Genomic DNA, 16,132 nt, shown 5'->3' on the forward strand with positions numbered 1-16,132 from the left:
TTAATGCCACAACTGCGAGATTATATGACAAGCAATAGATTACTACGGAAAATAAAGGCTGCTCTCGGCGTACTGGCCGCGGGCCTCTTTCTCCTGGGTTGCGAAAAGCTGTATGACCTGCCCGAAGAAAAGGAATACATCAGCGAAAACATCAACTACGGCAGTAAAATCCTGGAACCCATCCTCGGGCGGACCAACCTTATGGGGCAGTTCAATCCCGATGCCTCGACGATGCCGCTGAAGTTTGAAATCGTGAATGCCCGCTATGGCGACGGAAGGCCGGTAACCGACCTCTTCCAGGTACGACCCACTTACGTGTGGATCAGCGCGTACGATGGCCTTGAAACGTCGCTGGAAGAGATCGAGGCCAAGCGTAAACTGGAAGACCGGCCGCTTTTTGAAGTACGCGAATCGGGGCAATTCATCCTCTGGGCGTCGTCTGACAATGACCTCATTGAACCACGCCCGGAAGATACCACCCTACTGGTGCAAGACACACGGTTCTTTGACCTCAAAGTGACCAATACCGGTGGAACGGTATATATCCCCGATTTCCAATTCGTCCCTTGGCGCGAGCGCCCCTATTCCCCGTCCAACGACATCGACCCGTATACCGGCGGTGTTGCCCGGGATCCCAGCGACCCCGAAAACCCCAACAAGCGGGACTATATCCGCCCGTGGCTGGACAATGTCATCGGCGACAAATCCAACCGGCCTCTCCAAAGCAATAATAACATCAAAGACGTCGTGGTGTATATCCGGCCTTTCGAAGGCGGGAACGGCCATAACCTCCGGTTTAAGTTCATGGGGCCCGGTCCCGATAGTAGTTGGATTAACCCAGAGGTATTCAATGAAACGAAGTGGGGTACGCTTGTGCATGGTTTCAATATCCAGAAAACAGCGGAATATGTGCAGTACGATGTGGCCTACCCCATCCCGTTGGTCAATCTCCAGACGCCCTACACCTCCAGTGGCGGCGGGAGCGCCAGCATCGAATTCCAGTATTCACGCAAAGGGTTCGGCGGCGCGCTGACGTACGCGAGTTTTGGGCTGGACTTCAATATTTTCCGAGCCGGCGACTGGGAGATTGTGTTCCATTTTAGAAACGAATTACCAAAGTTTGAAGATGAATAAGATGAAGGCATTGTTTACCGTAATTGCAGCGGTGGCCTTGTTAATCCACGGCTCTGCCCTTGCTCAAACCAACGTTACGGTCACCGGTAACGTGATCGACGAAAACAGGCAACCCTTCCCAGGCGTGACCATTTTCGTGGGCAGGCCCCTCCGTGCGCTGACTTCCACCGATGACAATGGGAATTTCCGGGTGTCGGTACCCGCAAACACTGTATTGGTGTTCCGGATCGTAGGTTACCAGGAGCGGTCGCAAAATGTCGGTTCCGGGCGCACAGTGCTGCGCGTGCAGCTTGCCCCGATCGACAATCAGTTGGACGAAGTGGTCATCCGCGGGTATCAGCCGCGATCCAAAGAACTCAGCACAGGCTCATCATTTGGAATAGACGGCGACGACGTGCAGGACATCCCTACCGCGAACATCGAACAGCTCCTCCAGGGGCGCGTACCAGGTATGAACACCCAGGTGAGTACCGGTGCTCCGGGCTTCCGCGGTTCCACCCAGATCCGTGGCCTCTCAACCGTATCGATGACCGGCTCGGGCAACCAGTCTTTCCTCCAGCCCACCTCGCCACTCTACGTCATCGACGGCATACCGATGGATGCCGACAGGGCCACCGAGTACGGCTTCCAGCAACAAGGACCCGGCATCAGCCCGCTGTCGCTCATTCCGCAAGAAGACATTGCCAGCATCGAAATCCTGAAAGATGCCCAAGCCACCTCCCTCTACGGGTCGATGGCCGCTTATGGGGTGATCATTATCACCACCAAACGGGGCAATTCACCGATACCGCGGGTGCGTTATACGCATAACTCATTCATACGCACCCCACCGAAACTGCGCGAAACACTGGGCGGCAACCTGGAGCGGCAGCTCAAACTGCAGCAAATCTACGGGAATGCGCTGACTGTAAACGACATCTGGCAGATTTCGGAGACACCGTTCCTTTCCGATAGCTTAAACGCCTATTGGAACAACTCCACCAACTGGCAGGATTATTATTACCGCACCCGGTACAACCAAAGCCACAACCTGCACATCGACGGGGGCGACCAATTGTTCAATTACAAAGCGAACCTTGGCTACTTCAGCGACCAGGGCATCATCCGCAATACTGGGTTCACGCGTTATAACGCCAACCTGCGCATGGAATACCAACCCGAAGACCGGCGGTTCCAGATCATCGGAGCAGTGACCGGCCAATTGGGCCAGCAAAGCGTAGGCGATGGTATCGGTATGCTGCAAACCGGCGTGGCAAACAACGGCCTGTCTTCTACCCTGCTGCCACCACCTTCATTTTACCAAGCGGGAGGCAGCCACAGCGCTGTACTGGCCACAGACAACGACAACGCCACACGCCTCATCCGCGCGAACCTCGAAGGCAGCTACCAATTCATTGAAGGGCTACGGGCGAGTACCAGCCTGAGCTACGAGTATGAGTCTAAAACGGAAGACACCTTTACACCGGCGGCGGCCAATGACCAGTTCGCGGAAGTGTATTCGTACAACGGACGTACCACGCAGCTGTACAACCGCAACAGCCTGAGCTATGCCAAGGAGTTCACCGGTGGCCACAACATCTTCATCAACTTCTTCAACGAGTTCCGTATCGCGGGCCGCCAAAGCGCCGTAACGCGCAACGAGCGGAGCCCCAACGACCAGCTACAGGGGCCCATCGGGTTCGATGGTTACTTCTCACGGGGCGGCGGTTTGTTGGATGATTATACCGATGAGCGGGCAGCTTCATTCGCCCTGGCCGCCTCTTACGATTTCAACAAACGCTACGTGTTGGACCTCTCCTACCGGCTCGACGGTTCCTCGGCCAACGGATTTGAAAACCTATACGCCCGGAACCCAGCCATCGGGCTCCGCTGGAATTTCGACAAAGAACCGTTCCTTGAAGGGCTGGATTGGCTCGACTATGGCGCTGTGCGGCTGAGCTGGGGAGTTAACATCATCCCTACGGGCACCCTGGAACGTATTTATGGTAAGTTCAACATCACTGGAAACTACAACGGCCAACAGGGCATCGGCCTGGATTTCGACCAGATCCCCAACCCCGACTTACAGCCGAAAACCAATACCCAATATAACGTAGGGCTTGATTTCTCGCTGTTTAACAGTCGTGTGGAAGTAATTTACGACACCTATTTAAAGAAGGTAGAAAACGAATTGTTTGAACAATTTCTCCCTAACACCACTGGCTTTAACAAGATATTCAGTAACGGGGCCGGTATCGCCAATTACGGGCACGAGTTGTTCGTCATGTTCCGCCCGCTGAGGCTCGACAGCGATTTCAAGCTCACCGTATCGGTAAACGGCGCATATAATAAGGACGTGTTATTATCACTCCCCGCTCACTATTCTGGCCAGTTCATCCGCTATGATTACGACCCTAACCAATACAACCAGCACGTCATCCTCCGCGTGGGTGGAGCAACGTTGGCCAACTACCTTTACGTCAATGAAGGGGTATATGCTACCGACGCCGATGTGCCCGTAGACCCGGTTACCGGACTGCGCTACCAAACCAATGGCCAGTTCTTTCAAGCGGGCGACCCGATGATACAGGACGCTAATAGTGACTACTACCTCAATGACCAAGACTACCAACGCACCGGCAACTCACAGCCGCTGTTCACCGGCGGGGCATCCATCATGCTCAACTACAAGAACTTCGGCTTCAACCTCAACGGTTCATTCACCGGAAAACGGACCATCCTCAACAACGCCTTGGCGCAGCGCCTCGGCCTGATGGGAAACCCGTTTGGCAATAGGGTTGTGGTGCCGTTGAACGATATCGACCTGTGGCGGCAGCCCGGTGACCAGGCTACCTACCCGTATGTATACGACTACAAGCGGTTCAACTCCATACGGCCCGTGCGGTTCGACCAAACACTCTGGGCCGAAGATGGCACCTATTTCAAAATCAACAGTATTGTCCTTTCCTATATGTTCGAGCGCGATCTCGTCCGCCAGTGGGGACTGGACAACCTACGGGTATATATCTCGGGGGAAAACCTGCACACCTTCTCCCGGTATACCGGCCCCAACCCCGAAAACGTCACCACCATGGGGCGCGACGTTTCAGAAGGCTATCCGGTACCCCGTACGTACAACATCGGTCTAAACATTGGATTCTAAGCGCGATATGATTATGAGAACTGTTAAGTGGATAACGATATTTACGCTGGCGATAACTGCCACCTCCTGTAAGGAGTTTCTTACGGTACAGCCGGTAGACCGGCTCACGGGCAACAACTTTTACCTCTCGAAAGACGATGTGGAAGCCAATGTTGCCAACATGTACAGCATGTTTTTCGACAAGATCAACGAAAGCTGGGTAATTGGTGCCATCGGCGAAACCCGTGCCGGCGAAGTGTTTGCCTCACCAGGGGCAAACAGCTACAGTGCCCGGCGCGTGGTCGAGTTCCTTGGTAACAACGACATGCTCACCGTCATCTCATCGGGGAACCCATGGGATTGGTACAACTACATCCTGGTAACGGATTGGAAGCGGTATTACCAGGTGATCCAGACTGCCAATATCCTCATCAGCAAGCTGGAGGAAGGGATACCCGGCCTCAGTGAAACAGACAAGGCCCGGTACATCGCCGAAGCAACTTTCATGCGTTGCTTCACCTATTTCTGGATGGTGCGCCTTTACGGCGACGTGGTGTACTACACCGACCCCTACCATGCCGACGAACTGGCCCGCGAGCCGATGGTATCGGTGATGAACAGTTGCCTGGAAGATCTGCGCCCCCACAAGGATGACCTCCCCTGGCAGTTTCCCGACCCGGCATTGAAAGGCGCCCGGGCATCCCGCGGTGCCATCATCGCCCTGCTCATGCACATGAACATGTGGAATGCTGGCTTCGACCGCAACAAGCGCGACCAGTATTACCAGGAGGTGGCTGCGTTGGGCACCGAACTGATTCAACAGGGCCCCTACCGGCTATACCCGCTTACCGAAGACGGCTGGTCAACGGTAATGAAAGGCCGTTCGGACGAAAGTCTGTTCGAGTTTTACCGGAGTATCAACTACCAAGATGCCAATGCCGCATTATCTCCATTCGGCGACCACTTCCTGCGCTGGCCCTACAAATTCCCGCGCTTCAATAACCAGATCAGCCATTGCTATTTCATCGATACGTACATGGCCAAGCTTTACCCTGCGGGGTTAGCTGACAAACGGGCTGATTTCTGGTTCGACGACATGCTGTCGAACAGTGGGCAGTTTACCGCCGTCAAGTTCGGCTTCAACGTCTATGCATCCGGCAACGAGGACCGCAACCCCGACAACACGTTCATGATTTTCCGGTACGCCGATGCCATCCTGCTGCATGCCGAGGCACTGGCAGAGCTCTCGCGCGATAGCGAGGCTATTGCTTCGCTCAACATGATCCGCAACCGGGCGGAAGCAACGCCCTACACCGGTGCTGGCGGGCAGGAGCTGCGCGATTTCATCTTCTGGGAGCGCTGCCGCGAATTGTTCGGCGAAGGCCACCGGTATTTCGATCTGGTACGTACACAGCGTATCATGAACCCTTCCTTCGCACGGAACCCCTTGAACTCAGACCAGTACAACCGGCGTGCTTGGACATGGCCCCTGAATCCGTCCGCGCGGGTAAACAACCCGAAAGTTGTACTGAATGAATATTGGCTCAACTTCAGATAATATACCGACACATCGTGAAAAAGATATTCGAAACTATGGAGTACACAACAAAACGATACACCCGTTGGCCGCTAACCGCCCTGCTGCTGGTAGTGCTGGCCTCCTTGCTTTGGTCGTGCGAGCGCGATGACTATTACGTGGATGGCGGACGGGCCAATCCGGTATTCGATGGCACGGTACTGGACTACCTCGATGCAACCCCCCAGCTCGATACCATCGGACAACTGGTGCGGCTGGCCGGACTGGAAGAGAACTTCATCGCCGATGAATTTACCTTCTTTTCGCCCAGCGACGTCAACATCAAAAAGTTGATCGGCCGCGTCAATTACGAGGGCTCGGATCCGGGATGGCAGGGCAACGGTGCAAACCAGCAATTATATGACCTCGGCCTGGACACCATCCAGACACTGGCCGATGTCGACTCGGCCATCTGGCGCAAATACCTCGAACGCTACATGTTCCGTGGCAAGCACAAGCTCAGTGACTATCCGCAGATCGACTTCAGTGTACTCAATACGTTCGGCGGGCAGAATTACTACGCCTATAACAACACGGTAAGCAACATCGGGGTGGTATTCCACGATGCCGTCAACGACGAAGGCAAACCCACCGAATCTCGGTTGAAATACATGGGTTACCGGCAGCTGCATATCTCGTATATACCCAACGTTTCCATTCCCGAATCTTGGAACACGGCACCGGTAGCCTCGTCCGACATCCAACCCCACAACGGCGTGGTCCACGTATTGGACTTCACTGGAAGCAACTTTGGCTTTACCGGTTTTGGCTTTAATCAACAGGAAGTCATCGACGACATCATTCAAAGCAAGCGATAAGACGTAAATGAAGATAACTATGCAATCAATAATAAAAACAATCGTTGCGTTTGGTACCATCGCATGGCTTTGCTGGTCGTGCAACAAAGAAACCCTATTACAGGAACCCTATGGGCCGGCCAAAGAGCCCTTGGGCATCACCATGAACCGCAATCAGGCACCCACTCCCGCCTCCGGCCTGCCCGGCACGGAAGTGACCATCAAGGCCTCCGGTTTACTGCCGTTCAGGGACGAACTTATTTTCCGGTTCAACGGTGAAGTTGCCCAGGTCACGGACGTGACCGAAACGGAAATCAAGCTCATCGTGCCCGACTTCGCCAGTACCGGCGTAACCACCGTTTCGATCGGTGATGTCGTGGTGTTCGGGCCCAGGTTTTCCGTCACCGGAAAAATCAACCTCGATCCCACCTTCAATGCACCCCGCGGCACCAACGGCGAGGTAAACCAGGTTATCAGGACCGAAGACGGGCGCCTGTTGCTGGTGGGCAGTTTCACCGACTATGACAACAAAGGCGTCATCCGCCCCATTAACCGCATCGCCCGCACATTCTCCGATGGCTCGTACGACGCCAGTTTGCGTTCGGGGAACGGGGGGAATGGTTCACTCATGGATATCGTTCCGTTCGGCAACGGCTACTTGCTCGGCGGGGCATTCAGCGGCTATTCGCAACGCACCACCGATATCAGTAACCTCACCAAGCTCAATGCTAACGGTACCATAGACACCATGGGCATCCATCCCTTCCGGCGTCCCGACCAATCGGACACCATCAAATACTACCCCACCTTCAATGGAGGCTTCGATGGCTATGTGGGCCGCATATACCCTCAGGGCAACAACAAGATAGTCGTTGGGGGCGGCTTCCGCTATTACATCAATAGGCGATATGACCAACCGAATAAACTCGAAACACGCGACTCGGTCATCATGGATAGCGTGGAAGTGCGGCACCTGGCCCGGCTGAATGCCGACGGCACGCTCGATTCGACCTTCCGGTTTGACGCCGCCTCCGAGCACTTCCGGCCCGGGGGTAACGGCGACGTATATACCATCATGCACGATAGCGGCCCCCACGAGGGCAAGTTCATGGTCTACGGCACATTCAACCAATTTGATGGTGTTCCTGCCGGTCGGATATTGCGATTAAATGCTGATGGTACGGTAGATGAGACCTTCAACACCGGTGGAACCGGTGCAGACCAAGCCATCGACAAACTCTTTTATAATGCGACGACAGGGAAATACATCCTCGCAGGCAAATTCCGGCAGTACAACGGGAAACCCGCCAACCGGCTGGCCGTATTGAATGAAGACGGCACACTCGACGAGTCGTTCGTAGCCAAAACGTTCGACGGCAGCGGACCGAACTTCGCCAAGCAACTCAGTGACGGCAAAATCATTGTAAGTGGCGACTTCCGCACGTACAACGGTGTGGCGCGAAACGGGTTTATGGTCCTCGACGAATCGGGCAACCTCATACCCGGCTATAACGCCACGGGCATTTTCAGCGGTACCATCGAAGATATCATGGAAACGACGGCACAAGACGGGCGACGGGCGCTTCTCATTTACGGAGACTTTAGCCAGTTCAACAGTGAGCCGGCGAATAATTATATCCGGGTAATCATCGAAGAATAACCAATAAAGCTATGCATTATACCATCCATAAAAAAACGACTTATTTGTCAGCCCTACTTGTCGTAGCGGCAGGCACCCTTATCTTGTCGTGCAACCAAGAATTTTCGAAAGTCATACCGGAGACCGAACCGGTAGACTCCGTGGAAGTCGCCTTCGGTTCGCCCCGTGTGCTTTACATCATCGCTGATGGCGCTCGTGGAAAATCAGTACGCGAGGGGGAATTCACCCACATCCACTCCTTGCTCCCCAATTCGATATACAGTTGGGAGTCGTTGTCTGACGAGGAAACATCACCACAGAACGGAACCAACTGGGCCGACCTTCTTACGGGCGTGCAAAAAAACAAACACGGTGTAGTGGGCGATGACTATTCCAACGCCCAATTGGACGATTTTCCCCTGGTTTTCGAACGAATCAAAGAAAACCTGCCCCAGAGCAACCTCCAGGTGTACACCTCCTCGCAGGCGTTTCACGACCACCTTACTACAGGCGCCGATATACGTGAGTTGGTGGAAGGCGACGGCGCTGTGCAAGCTGCCGCTGCCACCGCGCTGGCCGAAGACGACATCACGATGGTAACGGCCCACTATACCGATGTGGATGCCGCCGGACGCGCGCATGGGTACGACCTTTCGGTGCCCGAATACCGCACCGCGCTCACCGAATTCGACAACCGCGTGGGTGAGCTGCTGGACGTGCTGCGCAGCAGACCAAACTACGGTGCCGAAAACTGGTTGATTGTCATTAAATCGAGCAAAGGCGGCGATTATGAAATCCCGGAATGGGAAAATGACAACACCATATTCAGCAACCCCGAGGTCAATACGTTTACCATCTTTTACTCTAACCGGTACACCACACGGATCATCAACAAACCGTTTCTAGGCATCCGGTTCCAAGGCGATTTCGTCCACTTCCGGGATCAGGTGCGCGGTGAAGTGACTGCCGGCAACAACGACTTCTATAACTTGGACAATTCCGCTTTTACCATCGAATTGAAGATAAAGAAAAACCCGGGGCCCGACAATAATTTCGAATACCGGTATCCGGCATTGCTCTCCAAGCGGAACCGCTGGAGCTGGGACGACGTGGGCTGGACCATTTTCCTCGAAGGCCGCGGCTGGCAGTTCAATGCCCGTGGTTTGGGGGGCAACGTGGGCCAGACCAACGGTGGCAACCTCGCCAACGCGACGTGGAACAGCATCGCCGTGGTCGGCGTCATCCGCGATGGCCAACGGTATGTACGCACCTACACCAATGGCCAATTCAATAACGAGGTAAACATCACCAACTACGGCAGCATCACCAACGACCTGCCGCTGATCCTTGGGGCGCGTGATGACAATGGGCAGGCAGACTGTTACATCGCCGATGTACGGTTCTGGAAGGTAGCGCTGCCCGAAGACGTACTGCAACAGTATTCGTGTGAAACCGGAGTACCCGAAGACCACCCCTACTACGATTTCCTTGCCGGTCTGTGGCCCGTGGTCGGATCGGAAGGCAACGAAATCAAGGACGAAGGCCCCTTCGGCAGCCACATGACGCTTTCGGGTGACAACATAGCGCGTGATGCCCTAGCCGACTACGTTTGTGCACCCAGCTCGGAAGACCTGGGCGAAACCGTGCCCAGCAACGTCGACGTACCCGTCCAAATCATGACCTGGCTCAAGATTCCACGCCAGGAAAACTGGCAATTGGATGGCCGTGTATGGTTAGACCAATAATGAAGGTGTTTATTCAAAAAATTAACCGCATATGATTAGTTCAAAAATATATTCGCCGGTATACCTGTCCTTGCTCGCAGGAGCGCTGCTGGCGTTATCGTGTGAACAACAGGAACTAGAGACATTCGATTTAGATCAAAACAACCCCACGACAGTGGTTCCGGACGATCAGGTGGGCGACGTACGGAAAGATGGCGAGCTCGTCGTCGTCCCACTGTCGGTCAGCTTGCCCCAGCCGGCCTCAAAGGCCTTTCAGGTAGAGTTGCAGCTCAATCCCGATACGGTCAACCAGTTAATTGGCAGTGGCCAGTTAGCTGATGTTGTGGCCGTGCCCACGAGCCAGGTATCCATACCGACCGCGGCCACTTTCGCCTTCGGATCCAAAATCAGCACCTTCGATATCGCCGTGAACTTAGGTTTTCTCGAACGCAATTACGGCAAACGTGTTGCCCTTGCCTACCGATTGGTCAATCCCGGAAAGGGGAACACCATCGCTGCCGAATCTGCGTCGGCCGTGGTGGTATTGAACACGGTAGACATCCTGCAACCCGACGAAATACGCTACCTCTCCATTACCAACGGTGGTGGTGGCATCCTCGAAGCCCGTAACCGGCAGAACTACCAATCGCAATCCGGCGGGATGAATATTCCGTTGGGTATCTCGCTGGCCGGTGTTCCCGGCAAGCCCTTCACCGTGCGCGCCGTGGTGAATCCCGATACCATCGCGACACTCATCGATGCCGGCGTATTGCCGGAGAACACCGTACCTCTGACCATCGACCAGGTAACCATGGACACGGTGAACCGCATCGGTTCCAACACCAGTGCAGCACCATTGGATCTCTTCATCCAATGGTCTGTGGTGGAACAATACCCCGATGAGCTATTGGCCGTGGCCGTCACGCTTGACAATCCATCCATCCACGTGCTGGATGAGGAAAAGAAATCTGTCATCGTGCTCATCCACCCGCAGCATGTATTGGAGGTCGATGTAACCAACCAGGGTACTACGTATAGCGTAAACCGCGACAATGGCGGCGGGCCAGAGGCCGGAGAAGGGTCGTTGAAACTCATTGACAATAACATCAACTCCAAGTTCTTGGTGGGCGATTTCCGCGGTGACCTTTGGGCACAGTTGGAATTCGATGAAGCAACGAAGATCGGCGCGTATACCCTCACCTCTGCCAACGATGCGCAGGGACGCGACCCCAAAAGCTGGCGTATACTGGCCTCAAACAACGGTACGGATTGGGTAGAGGTAGACATCCGTACGGACGAAGAGTTCCCGCAGCGCTTCCAGACACGGCGGTTTGAATTTAACAACGAGGAAAGCTACAGCTTCTACCGCATCCACTTTGACGAGAACCGTGGCGACGGGCTCTGGCAGTTGGCCGAGTGGCGGGTTATCCGCATTCCCTAGCCCCATTACATTATTTGACGATAAATAAGATTAGGCAATAAAAACAGTTAATATCATGATCATACGGACGATTAACATCGTGAAACGGATAATGACCCAAGGCCAGTGGGCGCTCTTGGTGGTTTTCTTCCTCGCCTGCAAGGAAGAACCGACCCCCGTTCCTGAGCCGGAGGAGCCAAAACCCCAGGCCATGTTCGATTTTGAGCAGATAGACCCCGCAGACCCCTTTTCCTACTCGTTTACGAACAAGGGCACCAACTTCTCGCTGGTACGCTGGGAATTTGGCGACGATAGCGTATCATTGGACGATTCGCCGGCACACACCTTCCTGCGTACCGGCAACTTCCGGGTGACGCTGCGTACCGAAAACAGTCAGGGGTTCTGGGCGGAGAGTGAAACATTCATCAACCTCAACCCCGACAGCCTGGTTGAAGTTGCCACCACCCCACAGCCCGATGGCAGCCTCGACCTCACCGTTGCCTCGGAGATGGCCATAGACAGCGTATTCTGGTATAAAGGCGTGGGTACCGGCGGTGACTTCATTACCAACGACGACAACCTCAATATTTCTGTACAACAAGGGCAATTTGAAGATTACACGCTGCGCGTGAAAACCCCGAATGGATCGTATGCGGAAATCAACCGTCGACTGACCGACCTTGGCGTGGTACGCGACTTGACCAAAGTACGGAACATCTTCAGGGTATCGCGCGACAATGACGGCGGCCAGTTTGCCGGCGAAGGGTCGCTGAAACTGATTGACAATGATACGCGGACGAAGTTCCTGCAGTTCAACTTCTCAGGTGATCTGTGGTTTGAACTCGAGTATTTCGAGCCGGTCATCCTGGGTGCCTATACCTTCACCTCCGGCAACGATGCGCCTGAGCGCGACCCGAAGAACTGGCGGCTGGAGGCATCGGTGGACGGCGAAAACTGGACGGTATTGGATGAGCGGACCGATGAGGTATTTGACCAACGTTTCCAAACGCGTACGTTCATTTTCGACAATAGCGAGGCATATACCATTTATCGCATATACGTCACGTCGGTGGTAAACTCCGGCCTGTTCCAATTGGGCGAATGGCGAATGCTGGCGCTACCGCAGGGATAGCATGACCGGGGAAAATCTCCGGCTGATATTCGAGCATACTGTCTTGGGAGGATACGTTACCGAGATAAGTGCTACTAAACAAACTAAGATGCCGAAGCCGATGGTGCCGACGATGAGTTAGTTTCCACTCCCTCTGCGGCATTCGGCTTCCGGTTTTTATTCCGTCTTTTGAACGGGCGCTTCTTCTTTTTAGGGGCTTCGTCAGGCGTCGCTGCCGAAGCAGCGTTTCCTTCGGTATTTTTGGGTTGCTGAGAACCTTGACGATTACCCGGTTTCCCACCTTTTCGCTTATTCCGCGACTGGTTTCGGTCGCCACTCCGTCGATCTCCGCGCCGCCGGTCGCGATCGGGGGTCTCGACCGCAGCCTCGATGCCGTCGGGAAGCGGTGCTTCATCCACTTTCCGTTCCATCAACTGCTCAATTGCGGCAAAGCGCCTGCTATCGCGGCCATTTACAAACGTAATGGCCGTGCCGGTGGTCTCGGCCCGGGCAGTCCGGCCGATGCGGTGGATGTAATCTTCCGGGTCGGGTGGCACGTCGTAGTTGACCACCAAGTCGATACCGACCACATCGATACCACGCGAAAGCACATCGGTACCGACCAAGATGGGCAGCTGCTTGTTCTTGAAACGCAGCAGGATCTTTTCCCGTTCTTCCTGGGAAAGGTCGGAATGGAAAGGCTGCACAGCCAAACCCATCTTGCCCAGTTCCCGGCCTAAACTCTTGACCTTTTCCTTGGTCGATGAAAAGACGATGATGCTCTTGAAATCACCGCTTTTCAGGATCTGCTTCAATAATGGTGTTTTCTGATTGTCGGCTACGCGATACTGTTGTTGAACAATACCCTCGGCAGGTTTAGAAAGCGCGATATTGACCTGCTTTGGCTGTTTCAACAGCGTTTTGGCGAACGCACGTATTTTTGGCGGCATGGTCGCTGAAAAGAGCATGGTCTGCCGCTCGGTGGCCAGTTCACGGACAATGCGATTGATATCGTCTTTGAAGCCCATATCAAGCATGCGGTCAGCCTCGTCGAGCACCAGGAACTTAATCTCGTCGAGCCTCACTTTGCCCGAACTGATGTGTGCGATCAACCTACCCGGCGTAGCCACCACGATATCGACGCCCTCGCGCAGCGCGCGGCGTTGTTGTTCATAACCGATACCATCGCCGCCGCCATAGATGGCTATGGACGTGATTCCTGTGAAATACGCCAGCCCTTCCACCTGCTGGTCGATCTGCATGGCCAACTCGCGGGTTGGTGCAAGGATCAGGGCGCTAACCGGCGGGCGTTGATCCAGCCGGCAAATCGCATCCATTACCGGCAAGAGGTATGAAGCTGTTTTGCCCGTACCCGTCTGGGCGCATGCAATCAAATCGTGTTTATCTTGTATAATCGGAATGGTTTCGGCCTGTATCGGTGTGGGCGTTTTGAAGCCCATGCTATTCAAGCCTTCAAAAAGGTCGCTATCGAAGTTAAAATCGCTAAATGTCAAAGTATACCTATTAATCTATCTTATTGAGATGCAAAAGTACACATTTATTGCGTATTACCCATAGCCAATTCGCAGCATTGCAGGAACATAGGCATTTAAACAGCGGTTTATTCAGATTTGTGCACATGTAGTTCCAATTTACATGTGGGTCACTTGCTTTTCATGAGCGGAATCCCTGTCAGGCCCCATGCTATTCACTTTTGCAAACGTACACATCCATTTTGCACGATCGCAATTCGGCTTTACATGTGGGTCATTTGCTATTGTACGAATGAAATTCCAGGTAGACTCCGTGCTATTCACTTTTGCAAGCATGCACATCCCTTTTACACGATGGCAGGTTACTTCTGCAAGAGTGAAATCCCGGTTAGACCCCATGCTATTCACTTTTGCAAGCATGCACATCACTTCTATACGACGGCCATTTGCCTTTACATGGATGCCATTCCAATGCGCACCCGTGCTATTTACTTTTGCAAGCGTGCAGATCACTTCTACACGACGGCCATTTGCCTTTGCACGGATGAAATTCCGATTAGCACGCGTGCAAATTGCTTTTTCCCTATTGCAATTTACTTTTGCACGCGTGCAGACGTTTTTAAAAAACGTGAAAATCAATGTTTGTGATACGATGAAGCCATATTCCCAAATAAAAGTGAGCCAAAAAGATTTTCGGGATACCCCGAAATATGGCACACTTTTATTTGCTTTTTTGATTTCCTGCATTTCGCCAAACATTATCCATTAATGATTGTTCCATCTCCAATAAATCACCATAGGTAGTGTGATCACAATTATTTCATTATCTTTGAATGAGTACACAATGCAGGATTTTAGCTAAATTATATGCAAGAAAACCCTACCAAGAGGCCTTATTCGGTGGAATTAGCAGCCAGTTTGATTTCGTTGGCACTCATCATCGCCTTGATGTATGTACTGCAAAGTGTGTTGCTACCGCTCATGTTTTCCATCCTCATTGCCATGTCGCTATACCCGGTGGCCATCGCCCTTGAGCGGCTACGGCTCGGCAAAGCATTCTCCGCATTGCTGGCGGTTATATTGGCTATTGCGGTACTTTCGGGATTAGTCTGGTTTATCGTCCATCAGGTAATTGTCATTGGCCGGGATGGAACCGACATCCAACACAAGTTCCTAACGATATTCGACACCATACAGCGGTGGCTACAGGAGCGTTTCGGGATAGAACCTACGGAAGTCGTTGAGCGGCTGAGAGGGCAGGCTAATCAAATCCTTTCCAACGCGGCTTCATACATTACTGCTGCTTTTGGCTCTATCGGCAATGTTTTGGCGGGTGTTATATTGGTACCGTTGTTTTCGTTTTTCCTATTGTACTACCGGGTCTTCTTTCGGGAGTTTTTCTTCCGTGCTTTTAAATCCGTTCCCCAAGAGATTGTTCATAATACGCTCAATAAAATATACCACGTAGTGCAGAGTTACCTCCTCGGACTCGTAACGGTAATGGGCATCGTAGCGGTCCTCAACACCGTGGGACTGTGGATAATGGGTATCCAGTATGCGTGGTTTTTTGGCACACTCGCTTCACTACTGATGTTACTGCCGTATATCGGGATTGCCATAGGCTCCATACTTCCCGCGATTTTTGCGCTGGCTACTAAAGATAGTGCTTGGTATGCTGTGGGGGTTATTGCTTGGTTCCAAGTGGTGCAATTTCTGGAGGGCAACCTCATCACGCCCAACATCGTTGGTGGCAAGGTAAGCATCAATCCGCTGATGTCCATCATTTCCATCCTCCTTGGAGGTATGCTTTTCGGCCTCGCCGGCTTGATCTTGGCCCTGCCGCTTACCGCCACCGTAAAGGTCATCTTCGATGCGGTACCATCAATGAACGCGTTCGGTTTCCTTATTGGCGAGCCCGAAAAATATCACCTCAAACGATATTCCACCAAAATCCTGCTTAAACGGTGGAAACTTCGGGATCTGCTGGAAACGCGGGATAAGAAAAAGGGTGAAGCAAAAAAAGAACCGCCAGAAGACGACTGATATCGCCATTCGGGCATTAGTGATTTGAAATACGACATAATTTACGCATTTCTGTATAAAATCAAAATAAGGAT

General features: G+C 53.2%; 11 protein-coding genes. 9 read left to right on the plus strand and 2 right to left on the minus strand.

What is annotated here, in order from left to right; all coding sequences use genetic code 11:
- Positions 1-24 precede the first annotated feature (24 nt).
- From NGM62_RS04830 to NGM62_RS04865, 8 genes are read left to right on the plus strand one after another with little or no spacing between them, the layout of a single operon-like run.
- Positions 25-1,134, plus strand: a complete 1,110-nt coding sequence (locus tag NGM62_RS04830; protein ID WP_262246227.1) for a DUF5007 domain-containing protein — start codon at positions 25-27, stop codon at positions 1,132-1,134.
- Positions 1,127-4,276 (plus strand): SusC/RagA family TonB-linked outer membrane protein, encoded by a 3,150-nt coding sequence (locus tag NGM62_RS04835; protein ID WP_262246230.1) that lies wholly within the window; start codon positions 1,127-1,129, stop codon positions 4,274-4,276. The genes NGM62_RS04830 and NGM62_RS04835 overlap by 8 nt, the downstream gene beginning before the upstream one ends.
- A 13-nt stretch (positions 4,277-4,289) precedes the next feature.
- Positions 4,290-5,813 (plus strand): RagB/SusD family nutrient uptake outer membrane protein, encoded by a 1,524-nt coding sequence (locus tag NGM62_RS04840; protein ID WP_262246233.1) that lies wholly within the window; start codon positions 4,290-4,292, stop codon positions 5,811-5,813.
- Between the two features lie 35 nt (positions 5,814-5,848).
- The gene (locus NGM62_RS04845) at positions 5,849-6,649 is read left to right on the plus strand and encodes a hypothetical protein (protein WP_262246235.1); all 801 of its coding nucleotides are present in this window, start codon (positions 5,849-5,851) and stop codon (positions 6,647-6,649) included.
- Between the two features lie 19 nt (positions 6,650-6,668).
- Positions 6,669-8,288, plus strand: coding sequence for a DUF5008 domain-containing protein (locus NGM62_RS04850; RefSeq protein WP_262246237.1), 1,620 nt, complete (start codon positions 6,669-6,671; stop codon positions 8,286-8,288).
- Between the two features lie 11 nt (positions 8,289-8,299).
- Positions 8,300-10,012: an alkaline phosphatase family protein gene (locus tag NGM62_RS04855; protein ID WP_262246238.1), complete on the plus strand. Its 1,713-nt coding sequence runs from the start codon at positions 8,300-8,302 to the stop codon at positions 10,010-10,012.
- A 31-nt stretch (positions 10,013-10,043) separates the two neighbouring features.
- Positions 10,044-11,432, plus strand: coding sequence for a discoidin domain-containing protein (locus tag NGM62_RS04860; protein WP_262246239.1), 1,389 nt, complete (start codon positions 10,044-10,046; stop codon positions 11,430-11,432).
- Between the two features lie 55 nt (positions 11,433-11,487).
- Complete coding sequence (locus NGM62_RS04865; RefSeq protein WP_262246241.1) at positions 11,488-12,543, plus strand: PKD domain-containing protein; 1,056 nt, start codon at positions 11,488-11,490, stop codon at positions 12,541-12,543.
- Between the two features lie 83 nt (positions 12,544-12,626).
- Here NGM62_RS04865 and NGM62_RS04870 read toward each other — a convergent pair whose 3' ends face one another.
- Entirely contained in the window at positions 12,627-14,036 is a 1,410-nt protein-coding gene (locus tag NGM62_RS04870; protein ID WP_262246243.1) for a DEAD/DEAH box helicase, read from the minus strand.
- 138 nt (positions 14,037-14,174) lie between these two features.
- Positions 14,175-14,762, minus strand: coding sequence for a hypothetical protein (locus NGM62_RS04875; protein ID WP_262246245.1), 588 nt, complete (start codon positions 14,760-14,762; stop codon positions 14,175-14,177).
- Between the two features lie 120 nt (positions 14,763-14,882).
- Between NGM62_RS04875 and NGM62_RS04880 the strand changes: the two genes are divergently transcribed.
- Positions 14,883-16,058, plus strand: coding sequence for an AI-2E family transporter (locus NGM62_RS04880; protein ID WP_262246248.1), 1,176 nt, complete (start codon positions 14,883-14,885; stop codon positions 16,056-16,058).
- Positions 16,059-16,132: the final 74 nt, after the last annotated feature.

The sequence above is a fragment of the Parapedobacter soli genome (genome assembly GCF_025460835.1).
Classification (GTDB): Bacteria; Bacteroidota; Bacteroidia; order Sphingobacteriales; family Sphingobacteriaceae; genus Parapedobacter; species Parapedobacter soli.